This is a genomic window from Kitasatospora sp. NE20-6 (assembly GCF_045862635.1).
On record NZ_BPRL01000036.1, the window covers coordinates 79,938 to 105,244 of the forward strand.

23 protein-coding genes are annotated in these 25,307 nt (G+C 75.4%); 8 read left to right on the top strand and 15 right to left on the bottom strand.

Annotated features, from left to right (window positions below):
• Positions 1 to 152: 152 nt before the first annotated feature.
• The 5 genes from mscL to SNE206_RS23445 all read left to right on the top strand — a co-directional run bounded on the left by mscL (position 153) and on the right by SNE206_RS23445 (position 6,107).
• Positions 153 to 596, top strand: coding sequence for a large conductance mechanosensitive channel protein MscL (mscL, locus tag SNE206_RS23425; protein WP_407915449.1), 444 nt, complete (start codon positions 153 to 155; stop codon positions 594 to 596).
• A gap of 293 nt (positions 597 to 889) precedes the next feature.
• Positions 890 to 1,573 carry a DUF6643 family protein gene (locus tag SNE206_RS23430; RefSeq protein ID WP_407915450.1) on the top strand — a complete coding sequence of 228 codons (684 nt, stop codon included), beginning with the start codon at positions 890 to 892 and terminating at the stop codon, positions 1,571 to 1,573.
• A gap of 154 nt (positions 1,574 to 1,727) precedes the next feature.
• A complete protein-coding gene (locus tag SNE206_RS23435; protein WP_407915451.1) occupies positions 1,728 to 2,621 on the top strand; it encodes an MOSC domain-containing protein in 894 nt (297 codons plus the stop codon).
• A 135-nt stretch (positions 2,622 to 2,756) separates the two neighbouring features.
• A complete protein-coding gene (locus tag SNE206_RS23440) occupies positions 2,757 to 5,213 on the top strand; it encodes a right-handed parallel beta-helix repeat-containing protein (RefSeq protein WP_407915452.1) in 2,457 nt (818 codons plus the stop codon).
• 87 nt (positions 5,214 to 5,300) lie between these two features.
• A complete protein-coding gene (locus SNE206_RS23445; protein ID WP_407915453.1) occupies positions 5,301 to 6,107 on the top strand; it encodes a DeoR/GlpR family DNA-binding transcription regulator in 807 nt (268 codons plus the stop codon).
• A gap of 59 nt (positions 6,108 to 6,166) precedes the next feature.
• On the opposite strand, the gene SNE206_RS23450 is transcribed toward SNE206_RS23445, so the two are convergent.
• From SNE206_RS23450 to SNE206_RS23480, 7 genes are all read right to left on the bottom strand, one after another.
• Entirely contained in the window at positions 6,167 to 9,367 is a 3,201-nt protein-coding gene (locus tag SNE206_RS23450; protein WP_407915454.1) for a glycosyl hydrolase 115 family protein, read from the bottom strand.
• Between the two features lie 95 nt (positions 9,368 to 9,462).
• Positions 9,463 to 10,581 (bottom strand): endo-1,4-beta-xylanase, encoded by a 1,119-nt coding sequence (locus SNE206_RS23455; protein ID WP_407915455.1) that lies wholly within the window; start codon positions 10,579 to 10,581, stop codon positions 9,463 to 9,465.
• A gap of 697 nt (positions 10,582 to 11,278) precedes the next feature.
• Positions 11,279 to 11,773: a GNAT family N-acetyltransferase gene (locus tag SNE206_RS23460; protein WP_407915456.1), complete on the bottom strand. Its 495-nt coding sequence runs from the start codon at positions 11,771 to 11,773 to the stop codon at positions 11,279 to 11,281.
• 98 nt (positions 11,774 to 11,871) lie between these two features.
• The gene (locus tag SNE206_RS23465) at positions 11,872 to 12,978 is read right to left on the bottom strand and encodes a PLP-dependent cysteine synthase family protein (protein ID WP_407915457.1); all 1,107 of its coding nucleotides are present in this window, start codon (positions 12,976 to 12,978) and stop codon (positions 11,872 to 11,874) included.
• Positions 12,979 to 13,228: 250 nt separating this feature from the next.
• Entirely contained in the window at positions 13,229 to 15,793 is a 2,565-nt protein-coding gene (locus SNE206_RS23470) for an ABC transporter permease (protein WP_407915458.1), read from the bottom strand.
• A complete protein-coding gene (locus tag SNE206_RS23475) occupies positions 15,790 to 16,569 on the bottom strand; it encodes an ABC transporter ATP-binding protein (RefSeq protein WP_407915459.1) in 780 nt (259 codons plus the stop codon). The genes SNE206_RS23470 and SNE206_RS23475 overlap by 4 nt, the downstream gene beginning before the upstream one ends.
• Positions 16,566 to 16,844 carry an SHOCT domain-containing protein gene (locus tag SNE206_RS23480; RefSeq protein WP_407915460.1) on the bottom strand — a complete coding sequence of 93 codons (279 nt, stop codon included), beginning with the start codon at positions 16,842 to 16,844 and terminating at the stop codon, positions 16,566 to 16,568. Before SNE206_RS23480 ends, SNE206_RS23475 begins: the two co-directional genes overlap by 4 nt.
• Before the next feature lie 226 nt (positions 16,845 to 17,070).
• Here SNE206_RS23480 and SNE206_RS23485 point away from each other — a divergent pair, with 226 nt between their 5' ends.
• The gene (locus SNE206_RS23485) at positions 17,071 to 17,691 is read left to right on the top strand and encodes a GNAT family N-acetyltransferase (RefSeq protein WP_407915461.1); all 621 of its coding nucleotides are present in this window, start codon (positions 17,071 to 17,073) and stop codon (positions 17,689 to 17,691) included.
• A 74-nt stretch (positions 17,692 to 17,765) separates the two neighbouring features.
• Here the strand turns inward: SNE206_RS23485 and SNE206_RS23490 are convergent, their stop codons facing one another.
• The 3 genes from SNE206_RS23490 to SNE206_RS23500 all read right to left on the bottom strand — a co-directional run bounded on the left by SNE206_RS23490 (position 17,766) and on the right by SNE206_RS23500 (position 20,650).
• Positions 17,766 to 18,437: a response regulator gene (locus tag SNE206_RS23490; RefSeq protein WP_407915462.1), complete on the bottom strand. Its 672-nt coding sequence runs from the start codon at positions 18,435 to 18,437 to the stop codon at positions 17,766 to 17,768.
• Between the two features lie 10 nt (positions 18,438 to 18,447).
• Positions 18,448 to 19,635 carry a sensor histidine kinase gene (locus SNE206_RS23495; protein WP_407915463.1) on the bottom strand — a complete coding sequence of 396 codons (1,188 nt, stop codon included), beginning with the start codon at positions 19,633 to 19,635 and terminating at the stop codon, positions 18,448 to 18,450.
• 133 nt (positions 19,636 to 19,768) lie between these two features.
• Complete coding sequence (locus SNE206_RS23500; RefSeq protein WP_407915464.1) at positions 19,769 to 20,650, bottom strand: PhzF family phenazine biosynthesis protein; 882 nt, start codon at positions 20,648 to 20,650, stop codon at positions 19,769 to 19,771.
• 221 nt (positions 20,651 to 20,871) lie between these two features.
• Between SNE206_RS23500 and SNE206_RS23505 the strand changes: the two genes are divergently transcribed.
• Complete coding sequence (locus tag SNE206_RS23505; RefSeq protein WP_407915465.1) at positions 20,872 to 21,087, top strand: hypothetical protein; 216 nt, start codon at positions 20,872 to 20,874, stop codon at positions 21,085 to 21,087.
• A 40-nt stretch (positions 21,088 to 21,127) separates the two neighbouring features.
• On the opposite strand, the gene SNE206_RS23510 is transcribed toward SNE206_RS23505, so the two are convergent.
• Positions 21,128 to 21,526, bottom strand: coding sequence for a RidA family protein (locus tag SNE206_RS23510; protein WP_407915466.1), 399 nt, complete (start codon positions 21,524 to 21,526; stop codon positions 21,128 to 21,130).
• 72 nt (positions 21,527 to 21,598) lie between these two features.
• On the opposite strand from SNE206_RS23510, the gene SNE206_RS23515 reads away from it, so the two are divergent.
• Positions 21,599 to 22,507, top strand: coding sequence for a LysR family transcriptional regulator (locus SNE206_RS23515; RefSeq protein WP_407915467.1), 909 nt, complete (start codon positions 21,599 to 21,601; stop codon positions 22,505 to 22,507).
• Between the two features lie 9 nt (positions 22,508 to 22,516).
• Here SNE206_RS23515 and SNE206_RS23520 read toward each other — a convergent pair whose 3' ends face one another.
• The 4 genes from SNE206_RS23520 to SNE206_RS23535 all read right to left on the bottom strand — a co-directional run bounded on the left by SNE206_RS23520 (position 22,517) and on the right by SNE206_RS23535 (position 25,294).
• Positions 22,517 to 22,936 (bottom strand): GNAT family N-acetyltransferase, encoded by a 420-nt coding sequence (locus tag SNE206_RS23520; protein WP_407915496.1) that lies wholly within the window; start codon positions 22,934 to 22,936, stop codon positions 22,517 to 22,519.
• Entirely contained in the window at positions 22,830 to 23,387 is a 558-nt protein-coding gene (locus SNE206_RS23525; RefSeq protein ID WP_407915497.1) for a nuclear transport factor 2 family protein, read from the bottom strand. The genes SNE206_RS23520 and SNE206_RS23525 overlap by 107 nt, the downstream gene beginning before the upstream one ends.
• 19 nt (positions 23,388 to 23,406) lie before the next feature.
• On the bottom strand, positions 23,407 to 23,841 hold the full coding sequence (locus SNE206_RS23530) for a VOC family protein (protein WP_407915468.1): 435 nt from the start codon (positions 23,839 to 23,841) through the stop codon (positions 23,407 to 23,409).
• Positions 23,842 to 23,935: 94 nt separating this feature from the next.
• Positions 23,936 to 25,294, bottom strand: coding sequence for an ROK family protein (locus SNE206_RS23535; protein ID WP_407915469.1), 1,359 nt, complete (start codon positions 25,292 to 25,294; stop codon positions 23,936 to 23,938).
• Positions 25,295 to 25,307 lie beyond the last annotated feature (13 nt).

The following is a 25,307-nucleotide window of genomic DNA, read 5'->3' on the forward strand; positions in this document are numbered from 1 at the left end:
CTGCGGGCCTGCGCGGTACGACAACTCACCGGAACAGGTGAACTCGGCTGGACCGCACGGAGCTTGCGTCGGCAGGATGGCGGGCCGGGCCTACGTCGGCCCGGCCCGCCCAGGCCCGTACGGCCTGACGTACGTTTCGAGGAGTCGCCCCGGTGTTCAAGGGATTCCGCAGTTTCCTGCTGCGCGGCAACGTCGTCGACCTCGCGGTCGGCATCGTGATCGGTGCGGCCTTCACGGCCGTGGTCACCGGTTTCGTCACGGCGTTCCTGACCCCGCTGATCGGTGTGGCGACGGGTGCGGTGGGTGATTTCAGCAAGGAGGCGTTCAGCGTCGCGGGCACGACGTTCCCGTACGGGGCGTTCCTGAACGCGCTGATCAGCTTCGTCCTCGTGGCCGCGGTCATCTACTTCGCGGTGGTCCTGCCGGTCGGCCGGCTGCAGGCCCGGTTCGAGCCGGTCAAGGACGTGCCCGTCGCGAAGACGGACTGCCCGGACTGCCTCAGCACGGTGCCGGCGGCGGCTGTGCGATGCGCGCACTGCACCAGCGGGCTGGCCGGCCGGCCCGGGTTCCCCGCGCAGTCCCTCCAGGTGCACTGACCGGCGGTTTCGTTCCTCCGGTCCGGCTCCGCACCCCGGGGCCGGGCCGGACGGCGCATGCAGGCGGTGCGCACGCCTCCGGTTCGCACGGCGGAGGGTCCGGTCGGCCGACGGCGGGGGTTCGCCCCGCGTTCGACGGGCCGTCGGCCGGGCAGGTTGGCCGGAAGTCGACGACAATATGTCGGATATGAACACTTTCGATCCGTCGGATCGAGCGAAGACTCTGTAAACAGTCGAAATCCCACCTCTTCCACTCTCCTCAGCAGGCACGTTGTGGGCTTACGGTATGCCCCATGACCTCGCCCCGCTCCTACGACGGAGTCGGCTACCCCTCTCCGTCCTTTGCCTCCGGCACGCCCATCTACGACAGCCTCGTCGCAGAGCGCGGTGTGCCCCAGATCGCCCCCATCAACGTGCCGGCGGCCCTGCCCCCGGCTTCCTCCTACGGCAGCAGCTACACCGGTGGCCATGCCACCGGCTACGGCAACGGCTTCGACTCCCCCGCGTCGAACCTGCCCGCGCTGCCCCCGGCCCGCCTCGCCCTGGGCCCCGGCCCGAGCAGCGGCCCGGCCACCTCGTACATCCCCGCGCAGACCGGCCCGGCGATGTACCAGTCCGCCCCGCAGGCCGCGGTGCCGGGCTACGGCAGCGCCCCGCAGTCGTACGCCCCGCAGCAGCAGGGCGGCAACCCGGGCCAGTTCGGCGGCCAGGGCCAGTTCGGTGCGCAGGGCCAGTTCGGCGGCCAGAGCCAGTTCGGGGGCCAGGGCCAGTTCGGCGGCCAGAACAGCTTCTCGTCGGCGCCCACCGGGATGACCGGCCAGCCGTTCGGCGCGCAGGGGTTCGGCACCCAGGGCCAGCCGCAGGGCTTCCCCGACCAGAGCTTCGGCGGCAACCAGCTGCGCCCGGCCGCACCCGTCGCACCGGTGCGCCCCGTGCCGCAGTACCCCGGTCAGGCCTACTACCCGCAGGCCGGCTGACCGTATCCGTCCCCCCGGCGGAGTGCGCGCCGGGCCAGCGCAGGGCAAGGTCTCCCGAGGGCCGTCCGACCCGCCTACCACGGCGGACCGGACGGCCCCCGCGCATTCCCGGGCACCGCACCGGGGATCCGCCGCCGACTGGCAGGATGGTGGCATGCCGCAGCTGACAGGACTCCACGTCTACCCCGTCAAGTCGACCTACCGGCTCAGCCCCGCCGACGCGCGGGTCGAGCCCTGGGGACTCGCGGGCGACCGGCGCTGGATGTTCGCAGGCCCCACCGGCCGCGCCGTCACCCAGCGCGACGAGCCCACCCTCGGCCAGTACCGCGTCCACCCGCACGAGGACGGCTCCCTCACGATCACCGACCCCGGCGGCGCCCGGGTGCACGTGCCCGCCGCCTCCGCCGCGGCCGGCGACCAGACCGCGCAGGGCGACGTGTTCGGCACCCTCTTCCCCGCCGTCGAGGCCGCCAAGGAGGTGCAGATCTGGCTCGCCGACCGCCTCGGCGACGTACGGCTGCTGCATCTCGACGAGCCCGCCACCAGCCGGCAGATCGACCTGGAGCACGCCCGCCCCGGCGAGACCACCAGCATGGCCGACGGCTTCCCGCTGCTGCTCGCCACCACCGCCTCGCTGGACGCGCTCAACCGGCACCTCGCCACCGACCACCCCGGGGACGACCGGCGCGCCGAACCGCTGCCGATGGAGCGCTTCCGCCCCAACCTGGTCGTCTCCGGCACCGCGCCCTGGGCGGAGGACGGCTGGCGCCGCATCCGCATCGGCGACGTGGAGTTCCGGGTGGCCAAGCCCTGCGGCCGGTGCGTGGTCACCACCACCGACCAGGAGAGCGGCGAACGGCGCGGCCCCGAGCCGCTGCTCGCCCTCGGCCGGCACCGCCGCTTCGGCAAGAAGCTCGTCTTCGGCCAGAACCTCGTGCCCGAACGCCCCGACGGCGTCACCGGCGACGACCTGGGCACCGTCCGCCTCGGCGACGAGGTCACCGTGCTGGAGGAGGGACCGCGGCCCCAACCGGACCGGCGCCGCTGACCGGCACCGCCGACCGGCACCGTGCCGCCGCCCGCTCGTTGGAGTCGGAGACGGCCGCCGCCCGCCGGGCGGCGGCCGCACCGGACGGGCGGCCAACCATCGCAGGGCCTCGACGAAGGTGGGAAGACAGACCGCATGGCTGAGCACAGGGTCCGGGTCACGCAGGACAGCGGATCCCGCTGGCGCCGCCGCGCCGGGGAGTACGAGACGCTCCGGGAGGGCCTGGAGGCCGCCGAACCCGGCGACACCGTGACCGTGCGGGCCGGCACCTTCCGGGAGAACCTCCTCGTCGACAAGCCCGTCACCCTGCTCGCCGCCGAAGGGCCGGGCAGCGTACGGATCAGCCCCGCCTCCGGTGTGCCGCTCACGCTCACGGCCGCCGCCACCGTGCACGACCTCGTCGTCGAGGGCTCCGACCGCGCGCTGCCCGCCGTGCTCGTCGACGCGGACGGCGCCCGGCTCTCCGGCTGCCGCATCGACACCCACGCCTCGGTCGGCGTCGAGATCGCCGACGGCGCCTCCGCCGTCCTGCGGTCCTGCACCGTCGCCAACCCCGCCGGCCTCGGCGTCCGGCTGCGCGCCGGCTCCCGCGCGGGCCTCCAGGAGTGCGAGGTCTCCGCCGCCGGGCAGGCCGGCATCGCCGTGCTCGGCGGCGCCGCCGCCGTCCTCGACCGCTGCCGGGTGCACCACACCGGCGGCGCCGGCCTGCTGATCACCGGCCACGGCAGCGGCGCCGAGGCCACCGGCTGCGAGATCTACGAGATCCGCGGCAGCGGCGTGCAGGCGGAGGACGGCGCGGTCGGCCGGCTCACCGACTGCACCGTGCACCGGGTCACCGGCAACGGCCTGACCCTCGACACCGGGGCCGAGCTCCTGCTCACCGGCTGCCGGATCCACGAACTCCCGGAGAACGCCGCAGACCTGCGCGGCCGCGCCCGCCTGCGGCTCGACCGCAGCACCCTGCACGGCTTCGGCCGCGGCGCCCTCTCCGTGTGGGACGCCGGCACCGAGGTGGAGGCCACCGGCACCGAGATCCACTCGGCGGGCGGCGACTACCCGGCGCTCTGGGTCAGCGACGGCGCCCGGGTCTCCCTCACCGACTGCAGCCTGCACGACCTGCCCGACGCCCTCTTCGTGCTCGACCGCGACTCCCGGGCCTCCGCGACCGACTGCTCCTTCAGCCGCATCCGGTCGTCCGCGGTGTCCGTGAGCGGCGGCGCCACCGCCGACCTGACGGACTGCCGCATCCAGGAGGCCGGCACCGGCCTGTGGTTCCGCGACCACGGCAGCGGCGGCCTCCTCACCGGCTGCGAGATCGCCGACGTCGCCTCCGGCGTGATCGTCGCCAAGGGCGCCGACCCCGTCCTGCGCGACTGCACGGTGCGCGGCGCCGGCGACGCCGGGGTGTACGTCTCCGCACAGGGCCGCGGCAGCTTCGAGGACTGCAGGGTCTCGCACGGGCGCGGCTTCGGCTTCCACGTCATCGACGGCTGCCGCACGGTGCTGACCCGCTGCCGGGCCGAGCAGAACGGCCGGGCGGGCTTCGAGTTCTCCGAGGCCGGGCCGGTCACCGAGGGCTGCGTGTCGGACGACGTCGCGCCGCCGCCGGCACTGCCGGTGCCGCGCCCCGCGCTCCCCCCGGCGGCCCTCCCCGCCGCCGCTCCCCCGGCGGCCTTCCCCCCTGCGGCCTTCTCCCCGCCGGTGCCGCAGCTCGTCGCGGCCACCGCCCGGCTCACCAGTGCCGGGCCGCCCGCCGCGGGCACCGCCATCGCGCCGATCCCCGACTGCCGCCCGGCCGACGAGGCGCTCGCCGAACTCGACGCCCTGGTCGGCCTGGCGACCGTCAAGCAGGAGGTGCGCACCCTGATCGACCTGATCACGGTGGGCCGGCGCCGCCGCCGGGCCGGTCTCAAGGCGCCCTCGCTCCGCCGCCACCTGGTCTTCACCGGCGCCCCCGGCACCGGCAAGACGACGGTGGCCCGGCTCTACGGCGAGATCCTGGCCTCGCTCGGCGTGCTGCAGCGCGGCCACCTCGTCGAGGTGGCCCGGCTCGACCTCGTCGGCGAGCACATCGGCTCCACCGCGATCCGCACCGCGGCCGCCTTCGACCGGTCCCGCGGCGGGGTGCTCTTCATCGACGAGGCGTACGCCCTCGCGCCGGAGGACGGCGGCCGCGACTTCGGCCGGGAGGCCATCGACACCCTGGTGAAGCTGATGGAGGACCACCGCGACGAGGTGGTGGTCATCGTCGCCGGGTACACCGCCGAGATGGAGCGCTTCCTCGCCGCCAACCCGGGTCTCTCCTCGCGCTTCTCACGGACGGTCACCTTTCCCGACTACAGCGCCGACGAGCTGCTGGAGATCGCCCGGGCCCAGTGCGCCGAGCACGAGTACGCGCTCGCCGACGCCACCGAGGACGCCCTGCTGGTGCACTTCGCCGCGCTGGAGCGCGGCCCGGGCTTCGGCAACGGCCGCACCGCCCGCCAGGTGTTCGAGACGATGGTGGAGCGGCACGCCGTACGGATCGCGCACCTCGACGACCCGTCGACGGAGGAACTGCAACTGCTCGTCCCGGCGGACCTCCCCGGCTGACCCGGCTGACCTCCCCGGCCGACCCGACGGCACCGGGGCCGACCGGCCGCATGCGAGGATGGGCCGCACCCGACCGGAGGAGGACCCGTGGCCGACAACGCCAACCTGCTTGCCGAGCAGCGCCGCGCGCTGATCCTCGACGAGGTGCGGCGGCGCGGCGGCGTCCGGGTCAACGAGCTCACCCGGCAGCTGAACGTCTCCGACATGACGATCCGTCGCGACCTCGACGCGCTCGCCCGGCTCGGCGCGATCGAGAAGGTGCACGGCGGGGCGGTGCCCGCCGGGGCGGCCAGCACCCACGAGCCCGGCTTCGAGGCGAAGTCCGCGCTGGAGCTCTCGGCGAAGGAGCAGATCGCCCGGGTGGCGGCCGGCCTGGTCGCGCCGGGCGCCGCGGTCGCGCTCTCCGGGGGCACCACGACGTACGCGCTGGCGCTGGAGCTCGCCGCCGTCGAACGCCTCACCGTCGTCACCAACTCGGTGCCGGTCTCCGACGTGTTCGAGGCCGCGCACCGCGCGGGCGGCCCGGCGTCGACGGTCGTGCTGACCGGCGGGGTGCGCTCGCCGTCCGACGCGCTGGTCGGGCCGGTCGCCGACCGGGCGATCCGCTCGCTCCGCTTCGACGTGCTGTTCCTCGGCACGCACGGGATCTCGCCGGAGGCCGGGCTGTCGACGCCGAACCTCGCCGAGGCGGAGACCAACCGGGCCCTGATCGCCTCCGCCCGGCGGACGGTGCTGGTCGCCGACCACACCAAGTGGGGCACCGTCGGCCTGTCGACCTTCGCCGGTCTCGCCGAGGTCGACACCTGGGTGACGGACTCCGCCCTGCCGGCCGCGGCGGCGCAGGCCGCCCGCGAGCACATCGGCGAGGTGCTGCTGGCCGGCCGCGACGACTGACGCCCTGCCGCCGCCCGGCCGGGGCGGCGGCAGGGCGGCGGCATCGCGCAGGGCCGGGTTCAGCCGATCCGGTGGCTCTCCGGCGGGCCGAGGTAGCTGGGCCGCAGGCCGCCGGTGTCGACCACCAGTTTCTGCAGCACCACCGTCGGGTCGACCATCCAGAACCTCAGCACGTGCACGCCCGTCCCGGTGACGGTGTGGGTGGTGGCGGTGAGGCTGACGTTGTCGGAGGTGCGGCGGGCCCACTGCGGGTTCATCGTGCCCGCGTCGGAGCCGCTCACCGCGACGGTGTCCACGGTCTGCGGCGGCGCGTCGTCGAAGGAGACGGCGTACGCGAGCCCCTTGCCGGGGAGGGCGTCGTTGCGCGGCGACAGGTACGCCCAGACCGTGACCGGGCCCGTGGTGAACAGGCTGACCCGGTACTCCAGGTGCGGGGAGGAGCCCCCCGGGGTCTGCCGCGGCGCGGTGACGGGCACCGGGGTCATGCCGTCGCCGGTGCGGCCGATGCCGGGGATGCGCTGCCAGGCGATGCCGTCGCGGCCGACGGCCCTGGTGTGGTGCGCGGCCTCGACGGAGACGTGGCCGCCCGCCTCGACATGGCCGGCGAGCCCGCCGCGCGGCACCGCGGGGCGGCGCACGACGGCCCGCACGGTGACGGTGCGGCCGGCCCCGGTGACCGTGACGGGCAGCTCGGTGGTGCCCTTCGGGGCCCGCGCCCAGTCGACGGAGAAGGCGACGCGCTGCTGCGTGTCGACCCGGCCGCGGGGCCGGTCGGCGGTGAGCCACGGCACGCCGGTGGTGATCCGGTAGTCGAAGGGCCGCCGGCCGCGGTTGAACACCTCGACGTACGGCGCCGGCCCGGTCCGGTAGGGGCTGAACTCCGGTAGCACGGCCGGGTCCTGCGCGTGCGGCCACCAGGCGGCGGAGCCGTCCACGGCCACGCCCATGTCCGCGGTGTCGGGCAGCTCGATCCGGGTGACGGCGGGGAAGATCACGTCGGCGATGGCGACGTTGTCACGTTCCGGCTGCTGCCAGGGGGCGTTGGGGCCGTACCGGTCGACGTCGCCGTAGTCGATGTGCGGCTGGGTCTGGAAGCCCCGCCACTTGCCGTTCGCCACCGCGGTGTTGAAGCGGTCGGCGAGGGCGAGGTCGTCGGCGAGCCGGGCCTCGGCCGTGGCGGCGAGGTCGTTGGTGAGGGCCCGGCCCTGCGGCGCGTAGTGGAGGTTGGTGAACTCCGCCTCGCGCAGGGCGTAGAGGTTGGCGGTGGCGGCGACCTCGTAGCCGACCAGTTCGTACCAGGCGTCCTGGGCGGCGGCGGGCAGGCGGCGGCGGATGCGTTCGGCGTCCCCGGCCAGCTCCTGCCAGCGGGCCGTGACGCGTTCGAGCTCGCGGTGGTCGGTGAGGCTGAACGGCGTCGCCCGGTCGTCGTACACGACGGCGGCCGGGTCGGCGGGGTTCTTCGCCGGGTCGAGGGTGATCCGGCGGTTGAGCAGCTCGGGCTTGCGCACCGACTGCAGCTGCCCGTACGCGGCGAGGAGGTCGGCGATCTCCTGGGCCTGCTGCTCGCCGAAGTGCTGGCGGGCGTAGCCGAGTTCCCACTCGGGGAGGCTCTCCAGCGGCCAGCGGTCGGGGGCCCAGGCGTAGTCGAGGAAGAACTGCGTGGGCAGTTCGTTGCCCTTGAGGTCGCCGACGTTGGCGACCCACAGGCCGTGGTTGCCGTAGGCGTGCGACTGGCGGAGCTGGTCCCACAGGTTGGGCAGCGGGGTGGTGTCGACCCACTTGTAGTTGCGGCCCTGGCCGACGTAGTCGAAGTGGTAGTAGAGGCCGTAGCCGCCGCTGCGCGGTTCGTTCGCGAGGTCGGGGAGCTTGCGGACGTTGCCCCAGTTGTCGTCGGTGAGCACGACGGTGACGTCGTCGGGCACCCGCAGGCCGCGGTCCCAGTAGCGCTGGACCTCCTTGTAGAGCGTCCAGACCTGCGGGATGCCGGTGACGTCGCGGCCGGTGACCTCGGCGAGGATCGCGCGCTGGGCGGCGATGATCTCGGTCATCAGCTCGATGCCGTCACCGTCGGGCAGGCCGACGTCGCCGTTGCCGCGCATGCCGAGGGTGACGACGCCCTCGATGCCCTGCTCGACCGTCCGGCGCACGCCGTCGGCCCAGTACGCCTTCACCGCTTCGGCGTTGCGGCGGAACGACCACTCGCCGGTGCCGCCGTACGGGTCGTGGCCGGGGGTGGTGATCGCGCCGGTGCTGTCGCGGACGGCGGGCACCGCGTGCCGGTTCCACTCCTCGATGCCGCGCATCATCGGCGCCTCGTGCGAGGTGCCCATGACGATGCCGTACGCGGTGGCGGTGGCGTGGTTGAGCGGGTCGTCCTCGGCGAAGGCGCGGCCCCAGACGGCGGGCCAGAGGTAGTTGGCGCGGAGGCGCAGCATGGCCTCGAAGACCTTGGCGTAGAAGTCGGCGTTGAAGCCGCCGGGGAAGCCGGGGGCCTTGCCGGGGCCGAAGTAGGCGGGCGCCCAGGTGCCGAGGGCCGGGTTCTCGTCGTTGATGAAGATGCCGCGGTACTTCACGGCGGGCGTGCCCTGGCTGTGGCGGCCGGGCAGGGCGTAGACCGCGGTGCGGCGGCGGGGCTGCACGTCGTCCCACCAGTACCACGGGGAGACGCCCATGCCGCGGGAGGCGTCGTAGGCGCCGTAGATCGTGCCGCGCTGGTCGCTGCCGGCGATGACGAGGGCGCGGTCGACGCCGGGCAGCGGGCGGTCGACGACGGCCTGCAGGGAGGTCTCCCACCGGCCGGCGATGCCGGTGACGTCGAGCCGGCCGGCGGCGATCAGGGCGTCGATCAGCGGGCTGCGGCCGATGGTGCCGACGATGACGGCGGTGCGGCCGCGCGGCACGGTGTCGCGGACGACGGCGGGGCGCACCCCGGTGACGCGTTCGACGTCGGCCTGCAGGTCTCCGACGGCGCGGACGACGCCCGGGTGGTCGGCGCCGCTGACGACGATCGGGGCGGCCCGGCCGTTCTCGACCAGGGCGAGGGCGCCGGGGCGAGTGGTGAAGGAGATCCAGCTGCCGGGGTCGGCCGGCCGGCCGGTGCCCGCGGAGTCCCCGGCGGGGTGTGCTGCGGCGTCGGCGGCGTGGGCCTCGCCGGTGAGTCCGAGCAGTGGGCCGAGCGGGGTCGCGGCGAGGGCGGTGAGGCCCAGGCCGAGCCCCAGGACGGCGCGGCGGCCGGTGCGGGGCTGGGCTGGTCGGTCCATGGCGGTTCTCCCGGTGGGGGTGGGGGCGGGGCGTCGGGTGCGGGTGCCGGGCCCCGGCGGGCGGCGCGTCCTGCCGCCCGCCGGGGCCCGGGGGCTCAGTGCCGGCGGGCGGCGAGCATCAGGTCCTGGCGGACCGTGTTGGTCGCGGGCTTGGTGCGGTAGTCGTCGGTGAGGAGGTTGGCGTAGCCCTGGCCCTTGAAGACGCCGGGCACCCACGAGTACTTGTCGGTGAAGCCCCAGACGGTGAAGTCGGTGCAGTGCCGGGTGAGCAGGCAGCCCTGGAGGAGCACGCTGTACGCCTGGGCCTGGGCCTCGATCTCGGTGGCGTCGGCGGGCAGCGTGATGCGCACGTCGGCCTCGGTGATCGCGGTCTCCAGCCCGAGGGCGTCGAAGCGGGCGAGGTTGTCGGCGATGTCGTGCGGGGCCGGGTACTGCACGTCGAGGTGGCCCTGGACTCCGAAGCCGTCGATCGGCACGTGCTGCTTGCGGAGTTCGACGACGAGGTCGTGGAGGGCGGTGCTCTTCGCGTTGACGCCCTCGACGTTGTAGTCGTTGATGTAGAGCTTGGCCTTCGGGTCGGCCTCGTGGGCCCAGCGGAAGGCGTCGGCGATGTAGCCGGGGCCGAGCTTCTGCAGCCAGATGCTGTCGCGCATGGTGCCGTCGTCGTTGAACGCCTCGTTGACGACGTCCCACTGCCAGATCTTGCCCTTGAAGTGGGTGACCTCGTCGGTGATGTGACGGTGCAGGATGTCGCGCAGCTGGGCCGCGGTGAAGTCGCCGGTGGTGAGCCAGGCGGGCAGCTGGCTGTGCCAGACCAGGGTGTGGCCGCGCACGAGCTGGTGGTTGGCGCGGGCGAAGGCGACGAGTTCGTCGGCGGGGGCCCAGTCGTAGGTGCCGCGGGTGGGCTCGACGGCCTCCCACTTCATGACGTTCTCGGGGGTGACGGAGCTGAACTCGGCGGCCGCCTTCTCCCGGTAGGTCGGGTCGGAGGCGAGGGCGGACATGTCGACCGCGGTGCCGATCCGGACGCCGGCGCGGTCGCCGAGTTCGCCGAGGGTGCGGGAGGCGGGCGCCTTCGACCGGTCCGCGCCGCCCTCGGGGGCGGCGGAGGCGGCGGGCAGGCCGAGGACGGTCGCGGCCACGGCTCCTGCGGCGGTGCAGGCCAGGGCGGTGCGGGTGGCCCTGAGCGTCGTTGTGACGGTCGATCCGGACACGAGGTGTCCCTTCGGGTGGGGGTGAGAGCTTTTCGAAACATTTCGGAGTAAGTTCCGGAAGTTTCACGGCAACCTACGGGGAGATTTTCGAAGGGGTCAATCCCCCTGCGGGCAGATTCCGTGCGGAGTTGATGCATGCTCCGGTCCACGGCCCCGCCCATTCCGGCCAGCCCTGCACCGACCCGTCCCGGCGAAGTTCACCCAAGTACTGGCCGAAACTCTCGGACTGTCCTACGATCGGGCCGCCCCCGCACCGGGGCACGGCCGCACCAGGACGCGGAGACCGACGCGCGCCCTGGACGGCACAGGAGGGACCGGGGCACGAGGACGGCCGGCCGAACGGCCGCCGGACGACTGCCGCGGGTGCGGCGGAACGGTGGGACGACCGCTGCGCGGTGCACGGCACCACGGGCGGGCCAGGAGCCGGTCAGGGGCTCACGGCCCGCCCGCGGCGCGCCCGGCCCCGCGCGCACGCCCTCCCCGGTACTGCACCGCACTGCGCTGCACCACACTGCACTGCACTGCACCTCACCGGCGGGCCGGCCACGGAAGGACACACGTGGAGGGCTGCCGGGTCGGACGGTTGACGGGCAGTCGGCATCACGAACACACCGCGATCACCACGCGGCGGACGGCCGTCCCGCCGGCCAACAGCGGCCACCACCGGCCACCAGCGGCCGGTGGTGACCTGCGGCGGTCAGCGGGCCGACGGCGCCTCGTAGTACTTCAGTTCGTCGTCCTCGCGCACGAGGACCATGCCGGCAGCGGTCATGACGCGCTGCGAGGGCACGTTGTCGTGCGTGGTGTTGGCGGTCACCAGCGCGGCGCCGTGGGCGACGGCCAGGCCGACGAAGGCCCGCAGCGCCTCGGTGGCGTACCCGTGGCCGCGGGCGGACTCGGCGAGGCCGTAGCCGACCTCGACGGTGCCGTGGCCGTCCGGTCCCCCGTGGAAGCCGATGCCGCCGACGGCCAGGCCGTCGGCGCGCAGCCGTATCTCGTACCCGCCGAAGGGCTGGGGGTCGCCGACCGCCTCGCAGGCGCGGAGGAACATCCGGGCGCCGGTCCGCTCGCCCTCGGCGGGGTAGTCGGCGGCCCAGCGGGTGTCGGGGGTGCGCTCGCCCGCGGCGATCCGGGCGGCCTCCGGCGCGGTCAGCGGGTGGAGGGCCAGGCGTTCGGTCAGAAGATCGTCCATGGCCGTATGCCTACCATCCGGTGCGGTGCTCCCACCACCCACCACCCGGCGGCCGGGAGCCGGGAGTCGGTGAAGCGCCGTCAGCCGGTGAGGTGCCGTCAGCCGAGGCCGATCGCGGTGCCGCCGAGGAAGGCGTCGAGCTCGGCGACGTACGGCGCGATGTCGAGGCCCTGCGCGGCGAGCCAGGTGTCGGCGTAGTACTTGTCGAGGTAGCGGTCGCCGGGGTCGCATATCAGGGTGACGACGCTGCCCCGCCGGCCCGCGGCGCGCATCTCGGCGACGATCCGCAGGGCGCTCCACAGGCCGGTGCCGGTGGAGCCGCCGGCCTTCCGCCCGAGGACGCGCTCCAGCACGCGGACGGCGGCGATCGAGGCGGCGTCGGGCACCCGCATCATCCGGTCGACGGCGCCGGGCACGAAGCTGGGCTCCATGCGGGGCCGGCCGATGCCCTCGATGCGCGAGCCGGTGGTGCAGACGGCGTCCGGGTCGCGGTCGACCCAGCCGTCGAAGAAGCAGGAGTTCTCCGGGTCGGCGACGCAGATCCGGGTGTCGTACTGCATGTAGTGCACGTAGCGGGCGATGGTGGCCGAGGTGCCGCCGGTGCCGGCGGTGGCGACGATCCAGGCCGGTTCGGGGTGGGGCTCCAGGCGGAGCTGGGCGAAGACCGACTCGGCGATGTTGTTGTTGCCGCGCCAGTCGGTGGCGCGCTCGGCGTAGGTGAACTGGTCCATGTAGTGGCCGCCGGTCTCCTCGGCGAGCCGCGCGGAGACCTCGTAGACCTCGCAGGGGTCGTCGACGAGGTGACACCGGCCGCCGTGGAACTCGATCAGCTCGATCTTGGCGGGGCTGGTCGTGCGGGCCATCACCGCGATGAAGGGGACGCCGATCAGCTTGGCGAAGTACGCCTCCGAGACGGCGGTGGAGCCGCTGGACGCCTCGATGACCGGCTTGCCGGGTCTGATCCAGCCGTTGCACAGGCCGTAGAGGAAGAGCGAGCGGGCGAGGCGGTGCTTGAGGCTGCCGGTGGGGTGGGTCGACTCGTCCTTGAGGTAGAGGTCGATGCCCCACTCCCCGGGGAGGGGGAAGCGCAGCAGGTGGGTGTCGGCGGAACGGTTGGCGTCCGCCTGGACCCTGCGGACGGCCTCCTTGAGCCAGGCCCGGTAGGCGGCGTCGGAACGGTCCACGTCCACGGTGTGCAGGGCCATCACGAGCCTCCCTCGGGCGGGCGCCGCTCCGGCACCCTGGGTCGGACGGGGCACCCCTGTCCCGGCGGCACCACCTCCACCGAGTGTAACAGTCACCTACGATAAGTGACTGTTACGGTATCTCCAGCGAACCCTTATCGGCGGGGAGGCCGACGCGACGCCGGCACCCCCGCCCACCAGCACCCCGCCGGCACCCCCGCCCGCCGACACCACGCCGGCACCCCCGCCACCCCGCCGCGACGGCCGGAGGTCAGTCCGCCGCGATCGCCCGCAGCACGTCCAGCCGCGCCGCGCGCCCCGCCGGACGCAGCCCCGCGACAGCCCCGGCGACGAGCCCGGCCAGCAGCACCACCGCGAGCCGGCCCGGCGGCAGGGCGAACGAGCCGGTGCCCGCCGCGTCCGAGGCCCGCACCAGCGCCCAGCCGAGGAACACCCCCAGACCCAGGCCGCCGACCGTGCCGAACGCCGCCACCAGCACCGACTCCCAGCGGACCATCGCCCGCAGCGACCCCCGCGTCTGCCCGACCGCCCGCAGCAGGCCGAGCTCCCGGGTGCGCTCGTGCACGGCCAGCGTCAGCGTGTTGGCGATGCCGAGCAGCGCGATCAGCACCGCCAGCGCCAGCAGCGCGTACACCACCGACAGCATGATGTCGACGCCCCCGGCGGCGCTCGCCGCGTACGCGTCGCGGTCCTGCACCTGCGGGCCGCCGAACTCCGCGGCGACCCGTTCGACCGCAGCCCGGCCCTCCGCGAGGCCCACCCCGGGCCGCAGGGCGACCGCGACCATCCCGTCGCTGTCCTGCGCACGGTGCGGCGCCCACGCCTCACGCGTCATCAGGTAGTCGCCGGCGACGCCGCCGCCCTCGAACAGCGCGCGCACCGTGAAACGGGCCGTGCCGTCGGTGAACGCCACCGGCACGACCGCCCCCACCCGCCAGCCGCGGGCCGCCGCCTCGCTGCGGGAGACCGCCAGGCCGTCCGTGCCGAGCGCAGTCAGGTCGCCGTCGACCCGGCCGAGGTCGACCACGCCGGCCAGCCGGCCCGGGTCGGTGACGTCCAGTTCGCGGCCGTGCCCGTCGATCCGGGCGACGCCGCGGCCCAGCCCGACGGCCTGCCCGACCTCCGGCAGCTGCCGGAGCGCGGCGGCGAGCCGCGGGCTGACCCCGCTGCCGCCCGCGCCGAACGACGGGGCCGTCACCGCGAGATCGCCCGCGAACGAGCGGTCGACGGTGTCGTCCAGCGTCGCGCGGATCGAGGCGCCGAAGACGGTGAAGAGCGTCACCACGGCCACGCCCGTCATCAGGGCCGTCGCGGTCGCCGCCGTCCGTGACGGGTTGCGGGCCGCGTTCCGCCGGGCCAGCACCCCGGCGACCCCGCGCAGCCGCGCGACCGGCGCCCCGAGCACCCGGACGGCCGGCACCGCCGCGACCGGGCCGAGCACCACCGTGCCCGCGAACGCCGCCACCGCCCCGGCCGCCGTCAGCACGACCGACGGCCCGCCGGTGGCGCCGACGGCCGCCGCCGCGACCCCGCCCGCGAGCAGCACACCGCCCGGCACGACGCGGACGGCCGCCGCCCGGCCGGCCGCCGCACCGTCCACCGCGCTCTCGCGCAGGGCGGCGAGCGGCGCCGTCCGGCCCGCCCGGACGGCCGGCACCAGCGCCGACCCGAGCGTGACCACGACTCCCACCGCGAGCGGCAGCAGCACCGACGCCGCGGCCACCACCGTGCCGCCCGCCGGGAGCGCGAAGCCGAGCCCGGCGAACAGTGCCTTCAGGCCCGCCGCCACGCCGATCCCGCCGAGCAGCCCGGCCGCGGAGGCGAGCACCGCCACCACGGCCGCCTCGGCGAGGGTGCCGCCGAGCACCTGCCGACGGCTCGCACCGAGCGCCCGCAGCAGGGCGTTCTCCCGGGTGCGCTGGGCGACGACGATGGCGAAGGTGTTGTGGATCGTGAACGTCGCGACCAGCAGCGCGATCCCGGCGAACACCAGCAGCAGCGTGGTGAACATCGTGAGGAACCGCCCCGAGACGTCCGCGGTCGACTCGGCGGTCGCCGCCTGCCCGGTCAGCGCCTCGACGCCGTCCGGCAGCAGCGGCGCCACCCGGTCCACCAGCTGCTCCTGCGTCAGGGTGTCCGAGCGCAGCCTGATCGCGGACGCCTGCCCCGCGCCCTTCGGCGTGAGGTGGCGCTCCGCGTCGGCGAGGGTGAGGGCGGTGAAGGTGGACGGGCCCATGCCGTCGGCGTCCGCGCCGAACGTCGCGATGCCGACGACCGTGATCCGCACCGGGTCGGGCGTGCGCAGCACCGTCGTGTCGCCGAGGTGCAGGCCGCCCGCCTTCGCCGCGCCCCGGTTGACGACCGCCTCGCCGGGCGCGGCGGGCGCCCGGCCCTCCGCCAGCCGGTACGGGTTGAGGGTGGCGTCGGTCAGCCAGTTGCCGGCCAGGGTCGGCGGACCCTTGCCGCCGACCGGCTGCCCGTCGCGGCCGACGAGCTGTCCGGCGCCCTGCACCGACGGCTCCGCCGCGCTCACCCCGGGCACGGTGCGCAGCCGGTCGGCGAGGGCCGCGTCGACCGGCGCCCGGACGCCGCCGGGGACGTTCTCGGCGGGCAGCACGTCGGCGCTGCGCACCACGGCGCCGGTGCCGGCGTTCGCGTCGGCGAAGAGGGTGTCGAAGTTGGCCCGCAGGGTGTCGCCGAGCACCATCGTGCCGGTCAGGAACGCGACACCGAGCAGCACGGCCAGCACGGTTCCGGCCAGACGGCGGCGGTGGGCGCGGGCGGAGCGCAGGCCGATCCGCAGGGCGGTGTTCACGACGCACCGCCGTCGGTGTCCGGGCGGTCGGCGGCGCCGTCGAAGGCCTTCATCCGGTCGAGCACCCGGTCGGCGGTCGGCGCGCGCATGCGGTCGACGAGCCGACCGTCGGCGAGGAACAGCGCCTCGTCGGCGTACCCGGCGGCGGTGGGGTCGTGCGTAACCATCACCACGGCCCGGCCCATGGTGTCGACGGCCTGCCGCAGCAGGCCGAGCACCCCGGCGCCGGACCGGGAGTCGAGGTTGCCGGTCGGCTCGTCGGCGAACACCACCTGCGGGCGCCCGGCGAGTGCGCGGGCGACGGCGACGCGCTGCTGCTGGCCGCCGGAGAGTTCGGAGGGCCGGTGGCGCAGCCGGTCGCCGAGGCCGACCACGTCGATCAGCGCGTCCACCCACGCGCGGTCGGGTGCGGTGCCGGCCAGGTCGAGCGGCAGGGTGATGTTCTCCCGCACGGTGAGGGTGGGCACCAGGTTGAACGCCTGGAAGACGAAGCCGATCCGGGCGCGGCGCAGCTCGGTGAGGCGGCGGTCGTCGAGCGTGCCGAGCTCGGTGCTGCCGATGTACGCGCGGCCGGCGGTGAGGGTGTCCAGGCCGGCGGCGCAGTGCATCAGCGTGGACTTGCCCGAACCCGACGGGCCCATGACCGCGGTGAGGCGCCCGGCCGGGAACTCCACCGTCACGTGGTCCAGGGCCCGCACCCGCGTCTCCCCGGTGCCGTACACCTTCACGGCGTCCGCGACGCGCGCCGCCGCGTGCAGGTCGACGACGGTGCTCACACCACACCGCCGGAGGTGTCGGCGCGGTCGGGCCTCTCGGTGAGGACGGCCCGCTTCGCGCGGTACTCGTCGGCGTCGATCTCGCCGCGGGCGTACCGGTCGCCGAGCGTGGCGAGCGGGCCGGTGCCGCGTCCGCAGCCGCCGCGGCGCCGGGCCGTACGGCGCAGCACGAGCACGACCAGCAGCACGACGGCCGCCCAGAACAGCGGGACCAGCAGGATCCACGGGCCGGGGCCGGCCCACCGGCCGTCGGCGTGTGCCAACAGGACGTCCATGTCGTCCAACTCCTCGGGTGCGGGGATGTCTCGGAATGCTCCGAGCCTCCCGCGGCGTCCCCGTGCGGCGCGTCCTCCGGGCAGCGGCTCCGCGGCTACTCCCGGCGCAGTACGTCCGGTGGGGCACGTCCGGTGCAGTACGTCCGGTGCCGGACGAAATCCGCTGGCCGCGGCGGCCGCACGCTCGTAGCATCCGCACGGATCGACCGACGAACGGGAGCCACCCATGACCACCGCCGCAACCGCGGAGTCCGACGCCGACGCAAACGCAGACGCCGACGACACCGTGACGGACCGTCCGACCACCCTGCGCGGCCGGCTCGTCGCCCTCGCGCCGCTGGACGTCGACGACGCCGAACTCCTGCACGGGTGGCGCTCCGACCCGACGGCCGCGCACGAGATCGGCATCTGGCCGCGCCCGCTCTCCGCGCTGCGCGCGCGCATCGAACGCGACGTCGACAACAGCGACCGTGACGACTTCCTGATCCTGCTGCCCGACGGCACCCCGGTGGGCCACTGCGCGGTCTTCCAGCAGGACTTCGCCGACGGCTCCGCCGAGCTGGAGCTGATGCTCGCCCCCGGTCACCGCCGCCGCGGGCTGGCCGTGGACGCCCTGCGCACCCTGACCGACCTCGCCTTCGGCGAACTCCCCCTCCACCGGCTGGAGGCGAACACCCACACCACCAACGCCGCCGCCCTCGGCACGCTCGCCTCGGCGGGCTTCACGCACGAGGGTGTCCGGCGGTCGGCCTGCATGCACCGCGGACGGCGCCACGACGTCGCCGTCCTCGGCCTGCTGCGCCCCGAGTGGGAGGCCCAGGACCGGCCGCGGGCATGGGACGTCTGACCTCCTGACCTCCTGGCTCCCGCCCGCCGACTCCCGCTTTCCGCCTCCCTCCCGACGTCTCCCGGCGCCGTGGGCTACCCCAGCCAGCCCGGCCGGACGAGGCCGGACTCGTAGGCGGTGACGACGAGCTGGGCGCGGTCGCGGGCGCCGAGCTTCACCATCGCCCGGCTGACATGGGTCTTGGCGGTGAGCGGGCTGACGACCAGCCGGCGGGCGATGTCCTCGTTGGTCAGGCCGAGGCCGACGAGGGCCAGCACCTCGCGTTCGCGGTCGGTGAGGGCGTCGAGCGGGCCGGGGGCACCGGGCTGCGGGGCCTTCGAGCGGGCGGCGAACTCCCCGATGAGGCGGCGGGTCACGCCCGGGGAGAGCAGGGCGTCTCCGGCCGCGACGACCCGGACGGCCCGCACCAGTTCGGCGGGCTCGGTGTCCTTCACCAGGAAGCCCGCCGCGCCCGCCCGCAGGGCCTCGAAGACGTACTCGTCGAGCTCGAAGGTGGTCAGCACCACCACGCGCACACCGTCGAGGCCGGGGTCGGCGCCGATCCGGGCGGTCGCCTGCAGGCCGTCGAGCCGGGGCATCCGGATGTCCATCAGGACGACGTCGGGGCGGAGTTCCCCGGCGAGCGCGACGGCCTCCCCGCCGTCGCCCGCCTCCCCGACGACCTCGATGTCGGGCTGGGCGTCGAGCAGCGCCCGGAAGCCCGCCCGTACGAGCGCCTGGTCGTCCGCCAGCACCACCCGGATCACGTACGGCTCCTCACCGCTCCGCGGGCAGCCAGGCCCGCACCCGGAAACCGCCGTCCTGCGGTCCTGCCTCCAGCGTGCCGCCGACCGCCGCCAGCCGCTCCCGCATGCCGGTCAGCCCGCTGCCGGATCCGCCGGGTTCGTCGCGGCCGGCCGGCCCGGGGTCGTCGATCTGCACGGTCAGCCCGTCGGGCGTCCAGCGGAGCAGGACGTCGGCCTGCCGTGCCACCGAGTGCCGGACGATGTTGGTGAACGCCTCCTGGACGACCCGGAACGCCGTGAGGTCGAGCCCGGCGGGCAGCCGACGCGCCCGCCCCTCCACCCGGACGGTCACGGCCAGCCCGGCCTGCCGGGCCTGTGCCACCAGTTCGTCGAGCCGGGCCAGCCCGGGGGCGGGGCTGCGCGGGGCGGCGGCGTCCGGGCCCCGCAGGGTGCCGAGCACCTGCCGGACCTCGCCCAGCGCCTCCTTGCTGGCCGCCTTGATGGTGGTCAGCGCCTCCCGGGCCTGCTCGGGCCGGGCGTCGAGCAGCTCCAGGGCCACCCCGGCCTGGAGGTGGATCAGCGAGATGCTGTGCGCCAGGATGTCGTGCAGTTCGCGGGCCATCCGCAGGCGCTCCTCGTCGGCACGCCTGCGCCGGGCCTCCTCGGCCGCGGCCCGGACGGCCTCCATCCGCTCGCGGCGGAAGCGCAGGATCTCGGCGACCGCCAGCACGAGGAGCAGCCACGCGGCGACGCCCAGCTCCTGGAAGCCGTTCAGCCCGCCGGCCGTGCCCCGCACCCACCCGTCGGGCAGCACGAACGAGGTCAGCAGGTGCGCCGTGTAGAAGGCACCGGCCGCGGCCCACGCGGCCCGCCGGTGCCCCTGCTGCACGGCGGAGCAGACCGCCACCACGAGGCTCACGAACACCGGCCCGTAGGCGTATCCGGCCAGCAGGTAGGCGACCGTGACCACGGTGGTGCCGGCGACCACGGCGACCGGGCGGCGGAGCCGGAACACCAGCAGCGCCGGGCCGAGCAGCAGCAGCACGTACGCGAGCGCGTCGAGCGGCACCCGCCCGGCCTGGTGGCGGGCCGCCGCGGCGGTCCCGGCCACCTGGAGCACGGCGACGAGCACGGACGACGCCACCGGCCACCCGGCCTTCGCCGCGCGCACCCACGGCGGGCGCCAGGGCAGGGCGTCGGCGGGGTCGTCGTCGGTCATGCGGGGAAGGCTAGCCGCCGCCGTCCTGCCGCGGCGTCCTCCGGGCGGCGTCGGCGCGGCTGCTCCCGGTGGAGTACGCCTGCTCCCGCCTCCGCCGCCCGCTCCGCCCCGCCGGTGGTCGGCGCGGGGGCGGTCAGCCCAGCGGGTCGGGGATCCGGACCGCGTTGCCGCTGACCCGCACCCGTCCGTCGCCCTCGCGGAGCTCGACCGTGAGGACGCCCGGCCGGCCGAGGTCCTCGCCCTGGTGGAGCGTGAGCACCGCCTGGCCGAGGCCCTCCAGCTCGCGCAGGTAGGCACCGAACGCGGCAGCGGCGGCCCCGGTCGCCGGGTCCTCGACGACACCGCCCACCGGGAACGGGTCGCGGGCGTGGAAGACCCGGTCCGACACGCGGTGCACCAGCTGCAGCGTGGTCAGGTCGAGCCGCGTCATGAGGCGGGCCAGCCGGTCGAAGTCGTAGGCCAGCTCGGCCAGTCGGCGGCGGGTGGCCGCGGCGAGCACCAGGTGCCGGGCGCCCGCGTAGGCGATCTGCGGCGGCAGGGTCTCGTCCAGGTCGTCGCGGCTCCAGTCGAGGGCGGCGAGCGCCTCGGCGAGGTCGGCGTCCGCGACCGCCTCCACGGACGGCTCCACGCTGGTGAGGGTCGCCGTGAGGACGCCCTGCGCGTCGGCCACCACCGTGACGGGCACCGGACCGGCCTTGGTCTCGAACAGCAGCTCGCCCGGCCCGGCCCGCTCGGCGAGCGCCACGGCCGAGGCGATGGTGGCGTGCCCGCAGAACGGCACCTCCGCGACCGGGCTGAAGTACCGCACCGCGTAGGTCCGCTCGCCGGTGCGGGTGAGGAAGGCCGTCTCGGAGTAGCCGAGCGCGGCGGCGACGGCGAGGGCCGTACCGTCGTCGACCCCGGCGGCGTCCGGCACGACCCCGGCAGGGTTGCCTCCGGCCGGGTCGGTGGTGAAGGCGGCGTAGCGGAGGATCTCGGCGGAAGACGGCAGCGACGTGCCCGGCAGTACGGTCATACCCGGCCGAACGTGCGGCGGGGGCCACGGATTCCCACCCACGCGGCCGCCGGGCCGGCCCGGCGGCCGCGACCGCCCGCCGTAACACCGGGGCGGTACCGACACCGTTCCGTAACCTCCGGTCGCCGATCGGCCATGCAAGTGAGACCCGCCTGCAAACCTGATGTCATGACGGCACGTCATCCTTGAGGTCAGAGGTAATCAGCCGAAAGGAACTCCAAATGAGCGACTACTCCGTACTCGTTGCAGCCCTCGTCGAGCTGTCGGGCGCCGACCAGGACCGCGGTATCGGTGCGCCCGCCGAGGTGCGCGGCCACGAGGCCGACCGGCTCGCCAGTCTCGCCCGGGGAGCCGACGAACCGCCCACGTATCGCCGGGCCCCGCTGCTGCGCCTGCTGGGCCGCCGCACCGTGGGCCGCCTCGGCTACTCGGTGTGAGCCGCAGCCTCCTCCGGCACCCGGCTCACCCGACGGCCCGTCACCGCTCCCCGGTGGCGGGCCGCCTCGCGTCCACCTCGATCTCGATCCTCATCCGCGGGTCGGCGAGACCGCAGACCATCATGGTGGCGGCCGGCCGCACCGCACCGAACGCCCGGCGCAGCACCGGCCAGCAGGGCTCGAAGTCGTCGCGTTCGGGCAGCAGGTAGCGCACCCGTACGACGTCCGCGAGGGTGCAGCCCGCCTCGGCGAGCACCGCGGTGATGGTGCGCAGGCACTGCTCGGCCTGTTCGACGACGTCGCCGGAGATGGTCATCGCCGCGTAGTCGAAGCCCGTGGTGCCGGAGACGTGCACCCGGTCGCCGTCGACCACCGCCCGGGCGTAGCCGATCTGTTCCTCGAAGGTGGATCCGCTCAGGATCGCGCGCCGCTCTCTCATGCCCGAGACGCTAGGCAGCCTGCGGCGATACGTCCAATACTTCCCGGGGACTCCTGTGATATCGCTGGGCGTATGGACGGACCCGAACTCGCCCTGCACCAGCTGCACGCCTTCACCGTGCTCGCCGAGGAGCTGCACTTCGGCCGGGCCGCGGAACGCCTCGGCACCGCCCAGCCGCCGCTGAGCCAGCAGATCCGCCGGCTGGAGGCAAAGGTCGGCCATCCGCTGTTCCTGCGCGGGCCCGGCCGGGTGTCGCTCACCCCGGCCGGGGAGGAACTGCTGCCCGCCGCCCGGCGGGCGCTGGACGACGTGGCGGGCGGGCTGCGGGCCGCCCGGCGGGTCGCCTCGGGCGGGGCGGGCCTGCTGCGGATCGGTTTCGCGGCCTCGCTCGCGCCGACCGTGCTGCCGGAGCTGCTGCGGGCGTTCCGGGACCGCCACCCCGGGGTGGAGCTGGAGATCCGTGAGATGACCACGGCCCCGCAGGTAGCGGCGCTGCAGGAGGCGGCGCTCGACGTGGGGCTGCTCCGCGAACCGCCGGACGACCCGGGGCTCGCCGTCCGGCCGCTCCTCACCGAGGGGTTCGTCGCCGTGCTGCCCGCCGGGCATCCGCTGGCCGCGCGCCGGGTGGTGCCGGTCGCCGCCCTGGCCGCCGAGCCGTTCGTGCTGCTGCCGCGGGTCGACGGGCCGACCGTGCACGACCGCATCGTCGGGGTGTGCCGGGAGGCGGGCTTCGAGCCACGGGTCGTGCAGCGCGCCGTGGAGTGGCAGACCGTCGCCGCGCTGGTCGCCGCCGGCTTCGGGGTGTCCCTCGCGCCCGAGAGCGTCCGCAGGCTGCGGCTGCCCGGTGTCGCCTACCGCCGCACCGCACCGGCGACCGCCCGCACCTCCGTCGCGGTGGCGTGGCGGGCCGGTGACGACGGCCCGCTGCTGCGGCACTTCCTGGCGGTGGCCGCGGAGGTGCGGCGGCAGCGGGCCCGGTGAGCCGGCGGGCTACTGCTCGCCGAGCACCATCCACTTGTCGGGCGCCGCCAGCGGCTCGAACCCGGCCTTCGCGTAGACCTCGTGGGCGTCGGCGGTGGCGAGCATCACCCGACGCAGCCCGTGCCCCGCGAGGTGGTCGCGGACGGCGGCCGCGAGGGCCGTGCCGAGGCCGCGTCCGCGGGCGGCGGGGGCGATGTAGACGTCGCAGAGCCAGGCGAAGGTGGCCCGGTCGGTGACGATGCGGGCGTAGCCGACCTGCGCGCCGGTGCCGGTCTCGTAGACGCCGAGGTTGAGGGAGCCCGCGATCGCGGCGTCCTGCTTCTCACGTGAGCGCCCGCGGGCCCAGTACGCGTCGCCCGACAGCCAGCCGTGGATGCGTTCCGCGTCGAGGCGGGCGGGGTCGGCGGAGATCTCGTAACCGTCCGGCAGGGGTACGGGTGTGTCGTCCATGGGGGGATCCAAGCAGCCCGCCGCACCGGACGGCCAGCCGATATCCCGGCGGCCGGGGCCCCTGCCCGCGGGCGCGGCCGCCGGCGGCTCGGGCGAACACCGTGGTCCGCGCGTGCAGGCTGTCGAGGTACTCACGGACGTCGGCGAGGCGGCCGTCGCGGACGGTGATGACGGCGAGGCAGTGCTGGTCGTAGCGGTGTCCCGTGCGGGTGGTGGCCCGGGTGTTCCACTCGGCGAGCACCCGGTCGCCGTCGGCGAGCACGCCGTCGACGGAGAACTCCATGGTCCCGGGCAGCAGACGGGCGACCATCGCGGGCACGAACTCGCCGAGGATCTCGTCCGGGCCGGTCCAGGTGCGGGAGAGCGGCAGGTCTCCGGCGAGCGTCCAGGTGGAGTCCTCCCGGAAGAACGCAGGGCCCCGGATCCGCAGGGCCCCGGATCCGCAGGTCTCAGCGACCGCCGGTCTCCGCGTAGTGGCGGGCTTCGAGCACGTTGCCGTCCGGGTCGGCGAAGTAGAAGGTGCGGGGGGCGGTCCCGCGGGCGCCGAAGGAGTCGGTGGCGAAGGGGGTGACGTGGTGGCCGCCGGCGGTGAGGCGGGCGTGCAGGGCCTCGAACCCGGCGGCGGTGGTGGCCAGGCAGACGTGGTTGTGCTTGTTGCCCGCGCTGCCCTCCGCCCCGGGGGCGGCGTTCAGGCCGTCGGCGAGGCGCAGCGGCACGAGGTCGACGAGCGTGCCCGGGCCGATGCGCAGGCTGACGAACGGCGCCTCCCCGGCCTCGTACGCGGCGAGGCGGACGGGTTCGAGGCCGACGGTGTCGCGGTAGAAGGCGGCGGACCGCACCGGGTCGGCCACCCAGAGCACCACGTGGTCGAGTTCGTACGCCACGGTCGGGCCCCTCTCCGTCCGCCGCGCCCGGGCGGGACGTCTCCACGGTAGCGGCGGACGGGCGCCCGGTGCAGCGGGTTCCGGGGGGACCGGCTCAGGCGCGGCCGGTGGGCACCGCCTGCGGGTCCTGCAGGTAGGGCTCCCAGGCGAGTTCGGCCGCGCCGGCGAGGCCTGCGTGGTCGACCTGGGCGGGCACGATCGGCACGCGTCCGCTGCGGCCCCAGAGGCAGCGGTCGGCGACGACGGCGGCGAGGCGTTCGGGGGCGACGGCGAGCAGGTCGAGGTGGAGGCCGCTGAGCACGATGCGGTCGGGGTTGAGGATGTTGACCAGTCCGGCCAGGCCGAGGCCGAGGCGGTCGACGACGTGGGCGACGGCCGCTTCGGCGACGGGGTCGGGCGGGTCGGCGGCGGCGGAGCGGGCGAGGCTTCGGGCCTGTTCGAAGAGCGGGGTGAGCGGGTCGGGGGTGAGCCCGGCGGCGACGAAGAGGGCTTCGGGGTCGGTCTCCGCGTTGAGGCAGCCGCGGTTGCCGCAGCCGCAGGGGCGGCCGAGCGGGTCGACGGTGAGGTGGCCGACCTCCAGGGCGAGTCCGGCGCTGCCGGTGTGCAGCCGGCCGTCGATGACGAGCGCGCCGCCGACGCCGCGGTGGCCGGAGGTGACGAGGAGCAGGTGGCGGGCGTCGCGTCCGGCGCCGTGGCGGTGCTCGGCGAGGGCAGCGAGGTTGGCGTCGTTCGCGACGGCGCTGGGCAGCGGGGTGCGGGCGCGGGGGCCGAAGTCGGCGCGCCGCACCTCCTCGTCGAAGAGGTCGGCGACGGGGGTGCCGCTGGGCCAGGAGAAGTGCAGGGCGGCCAGGGCGGTGCCGTCCGGCTCGGTGACCGGGTTGGGGAGGGCGAGCGCGATGCCGAGGCAGCGGCGGTGGGTGCTGCGGGCGAGGTCGGCGCCCGCCTCGGCCACGGCGCGCAGCATCCGGACGGGGTCGGTGGCGGCGGGCAGCGGCAGGTAGCGGGGCTTGTCGAGGCTGCCGCCGAGGCCGGCGAGGGTGACGCTGAGGCTGTCGGCGTGGATCTGGGCGGCGACGACGACGGGCCCGGCCGGGTCGATGGCGAGCCGGTGCGAGGGCCGGCCGCGGCCGCCGCCGGCGGGGCGGGAGTCGACGGTGATCAGGCCGAGCGCCTCCAGCTCGCCGGTGACGGCCCCGGCGGTGGCGCGGGTGACGTCGAGTGCGGTGGTGAGGGCGGAGCGGGTGGGGGCACGGCCGGTGTGGACGAGTGCGAGGGCGGGTCCGAGCAGGGTGCGGCCGCGGTCGGGCGCCGCGCGGCGGTGCTCGGCGCCGGCGGGGCGGGGCCCGCCCGGGGTGCGGGATCCGGCCGGGGGCTGCGGGTCCGGCGGGGTGCGCGGATCCGCCGGGCGCTGCGGACCCGTCGGGGGCTGGGCACTTGTGGATGAGGTGGGCACTCCCCTATTCTTA

Coding starts and splice junctions, on each gene's coding strand:
- SNE206_RS23430 (WP_407915450.1), top strand. CDS start 890: ATGACCTCGCCCCGCTCCTACGACGGAGTCGGCTACCCCTCTCCGTCC.
- SNE206_RS23435 (WP_407915451.1), top strand. CDS start 1,728: ATGCCGCAGCTGACAGGACTCCACGTCTACCCCGTCAAGTCGACCTAC.
- SNE206_RS23440 (WP_407915452.1), top strand. CDS start 2,757: ATGGCTGAGCACAGGGTCCGGGTCACGCAGGACAGCGGATCCCGCTGG.
- SNE206_RS23450 (WP_407915454.1), bottom strand. CDS start 9,367: ATGGACCGACCAGCCCAGCCCCGCACCGGCCGCCGCGCCGTCCTGGGG.
- SNE206_RS23460 (WP_407915456.1), bottom strand. CDS start 11,773: ATGGACGATCTTCTGACCGAACGCCTGGCCCTCCACCCGCTGACCGCG.
- SNE206_RS23465 (WP_407915457.1), bottom strand. CDS start 12,978: ATGGCCCTGCACACCGTGGACGTGGACCGTTCCGACGCCGCCTACCGG.
- SNE206_RS23480 (WP_407915460.1), bottom strand. CDS start 16,844: ATGGACGTCCTGTTGGCACACGCCGACGGCCGGTGGGCCGGCCCCGGC.
- SNE206_RS23485 (WP_407915461.1), top strand. CDS start 17,071: ATGACCACCGCCGCAACCGCGGAGTCCGACGCCGACGCAAACGCAGAC.
- SNE206_RS23495 (WP_407915463.1), bottom strand. CDS start 19,635: ATGACCGACGACGACCCCGCCGACGCCCTGCCCTGGCGCCCGCCGTGG.
- SNE206_RS23500 (WP_407915464.1), bottom strand. CDS start 20,650: ATGACCGTACTGCCGGGCACGTCGCTGCCGTCTTCCGCCGAGATCCTC.
- SNE206_RS23505 (WP_407915465.1), top strand. CDS start 20,872: ATGAGCGACTACTCCGTACTCGTTGCAGCCCTCGTCGAGCTGTCGGGC.
- SNE206_RS23510 (WP_407915466.1), bottom strand. CDS start 21,526: ATGAGAGAGCGGCGCGCGATCCTGAGCGGATCCACCTTCGAGGAACAG.
- SNE206_RS23515 (WP_407915467.1), top strand. CDS start 21,599: ATGGACGGACCCGAACTCGCCCTGCACCAGCTGCACGCCTTCACCGTG.